The sequence below is a fragment of the Streptomyces durocortorensis genome (assembly GCF_016901035.1).
Lineage (GTDB): Bacteria > Actinomycetota > Actinomycetes > Streptomycetales > Streptomycetaceae > Streptomyces > Streptomyces durocortorensis.
This window is the reverse complement of record NZ_JAFEUF010000417.1, coordinates 1-3212: the sequence shown is the minus strand read 5'-3', so window position 1 is coordinate 3212 and position 3212 is coordinate 1. Positions and strand designations below refer to the sequence as shown.

2 protein-coding genes are annotated in these 3212 nt (G+C 73.1%); both read right to left on the bottom strand.

Annotated features, from left to right (window positions below; translation table 11 throughout):
* Positions 1-2012: branched-chain amino acid ABC transporter permease (locus JS521_RS34795; protein WP_239488253.1), on the bottom strand; the 2012-nt coding region annotated here is incomplete at its 3' end.
* 1 nt (position 2013) lies between these two features.
* Positions 2014-3212: ABC transporter substrate-binding protein (locus tag JS521_RS34790; RefSeq protein WP_239488252.1), on the bottom strand; the 1199-nt coding region annotated here is incomplete at its 5' end.

Below are 3212 nucleotides of genomic sequence, written 5' to 3'. Positions count from 1 at the left end.
GCGGGGGTCGGGGCGGGCGCGGACGGGGGCCGGTCCTCGGATCCCGGAGCCCCCGGCGTACCCGGCGTACCGGACACCGGCCTGCTCCCGCCGCCGGGTCCGCCGCCGCGCAGACCCGCGAGCCCGCGCGGCAGCAGGTACACCGTGGCGACGAACAACACGCCCAGCAGCAGCGGACCGTGACCCGGCCAGGAACCGGCGACCCAGTCCCGGGTGGCGACGATGAGCCCCGCACCCAGCAGGGCGCCGATCACCGACGTCGTACCGCCGATGACCACCGCCAGCAGCGCGAACGCGGCGATCTCGAACCCCACGTCGGCGGGGGAGAGGTACTGCTGCACGGTCACCATCAGCGAACCGCCGACCCCGGCCAGCGCGCCCGCGCAGATATGGGCCACCAGCAGGTACCGCCCCACCGGGTGCCCGGAGGCGCGCATCCGGGCCTCGGCGCCGCGGGTGCCGGTCAGCAGCTTGCCCGCCGGGGAGCGCAGAACGAGCAGGGTGAGGGCCACGGCGACGACGGCGACGACGAGCGCGTAGTTGTACAGCTCGCTCTCCTCCAGCATCCCCTCCCCGCCCCACAGCGCCTGCGTCGCCGGGAAGCCGACGAGACCGTCCGCGCCGCCGGTGACGGACTTGAGCTGGTTGACGACCGCGCCGGTGAGTTCGCCGATCGCCAGCGTGATCATGAGCACGGTCGTGCCGCGCGCCCGGATCACCGCGGGCCCCACCACCGCCGAGAACACGGCGGCGGCGAGCGCCGAGAGGACGATCTGGACGGGGCCCGCGGTCCACCCGGCGTCCGCGAGATTGGCGGTGGCGTACGCGCCCACGGCGAACGGCGCGGTCTGCCCGAGCGTGGGCAGACCGGCGTACCCGGTGAGGATCGTGACGCTGACCGCGAGCAGCCCGAGCGCCAGGGCGGAACCGGCCAGCGAGATGCTGTACGAGTCCAGCAGGGCCGGCAGCGCGATCAGCACCCCGAGCAGGACGAGCAGCGGGGCCGCCTGCCGCCACGCGGGTCCACCCGGCAGCCGGCCGGTCCGGGCGGGCAGCGGCCGTCGCCGCAGCCCGGCGGCGAGGCGGCCGCGGAGGCGGGCGACCGGATCCGGCCCCGAGCCCTCCGGACCGTGCGCCGCACCCGCTCCCGCCGCCGGTTCCGCGAAGCGGGAGCGCAGCACCAGCACCGCCGCCATCGCCGCGAACAGCAGATACGGGGCCAGCTCGGGCGCCACCGAGACGCCCAGCGTCTGCACCTCGCCCACGGCGACCGCAGCGAAGAAGGTCGCCCACAGCGAGCGCAGCCCGCCGAGCACGACCACCACGAGGGAGAGCATCAGCACGTTCTCGGAGGTACCGGGCCCGGGGCCGATGATCGGCGCCCCGAGCACCCCTGCCGCCCCGGCCAGTGCACCCGCCGCCGCGAGGACGCCGGTGTGCACCGCCCGGGGGCTGTGGCCGGTGGCCGCGAGCATCTGCGGATCGTCCGCGGCGGCCCGTACCGCCGCGCCCATCCGGGTCCGGGTCAGCACCCAGGTGCCGAACGCCGCGAGCAGCACGGCCATGACGATGAAGCAGAGCCGGTACGCCGGATAGCGGTGCCCCAGCAGCGTCACCGAGGAGTCGAGCACCTCCGGTACGCGCACGGGGAGTTCGTCCGCCCCGAAGAACTGGATGAGCAGATCACCGCCGATCAGGGCAAGACCGAACGTCAGCAGCGCCTGCGCCAGATGCCCGCGCCGGGCGAGCGGAGCCGTCGCCGCGGACAGCCCCGCCCCCGCCACGCACGCCGCCGCCGTCCCGGCGGCCAGACCGAGGGCGAGCCCGCCCCAGGTCCCGTCGCTCAGCTCGGCTCCGGTGTACGCGCCGATCGCGTACAGCGTGCCGTGCGACAGGTTCAGCACCCCCGCCGTGCCGAAGGCGAGACTCAGACCGGCGGCGACCACGAACAGCAGCAGCCCGAAGGCCACTCCGTCCACCGCCGGTACGAGGTGGGCGTCCAGGAGCTCCATGTCAGCTGCCGAGCGTCGCCAGGTCCTGGACCATGACGTTGGCCAACTTGGAGCCGTCCGGCCGCACTTGGCGCAGGTACCAGGTCTGCACCGGCGAGTGGGCCTTGTCGCCGAACTCCCAGGCGCCGCGCGGGCTGTCGATCTGGCCGAGACCCGCGATGGCCTTGTTGATGGTCTGCGAGGTCACGTCGCCGTCCTTCGCCGCGTCGGCGATCGCCTTGTCCAGCACGGCCGCCGCGTCGTACGACGCCATCGCGTAGGTGGTGGGCTGCGTGTCGTGCTTCGCGGTCCAGTCGGCGGCGAACGTGCGATTCGCCTCGTTGTCGAGGTCGGCCGCGTAGTTCAGGACGGAGTAGATGTCCTTCGCGGCGGGGCCCTGCGCCTGGAGGACACTGCCCTCGGTGACGAACGCCGTGTACAGCGGCAGATCGGCGATGTCCGACTGGGCGTACTGCTTGGCGAAGTCGATCGCGGCCTTGCCGGCGTAGAAGCAGTACACCGCCTTGGCGTCCGTCTTGGCTATCTCGGCGAAGTACGGCATGAAGTTGGTCGTCTTCGGGAACGGCGTCCAGGTGGTCTTGCCGTCCGGATTGGCGAGCTTGCCCTTCACCCGCTTGAACTCATCGGTGAAGCCGCGCAGTTCGTCGTAACCGCCCTGGTAGTCGGGGCCGATCGCGTAGACCGGGCCGTCGACCTTCTCCTTGATGTACGGGGCGATGGCCCTGCCCGGCTCGTCGGACAGGAAGCTCGTGGTCCACACGTACTCGATGTCCTTGACCGGCGGCCGGGCGTTCGACCCCAGGAGGGGGATCTTCGCCTGCTGGATGAGCGGCAGCACCGCGTTCACCGAGCCGCCGCCGACGAGGCCGGTCAGCACGTCGACCTTGTCCTTCTTGACCAGCTTGGTGGCGGCCGGCACGGCGGTCGGCGGGCCGTCGCCCTCGTCGGCCACGATCAGCTCGACCTTTCGGCCGCCCAGCTTGTTGCCGTGGGTGTCCAGATACAGCTTGAAGCCGTCCCGCAGCTCCGTGCCGACCGGTTCGTAGGTGCCCGAGAGGGAGGCCACCAGGCCGACCTTCACGGTGTCGTCGTCGGAGCCGCTGCCGCTGCCGCTGCAACCGGTGACGGCGGCCAGGCCGAGGGCGAGGGCGGCGGCGCCGGCCGGGCGGAAGCGGACTCTGCGGCGGCGGGGGGTGGAGG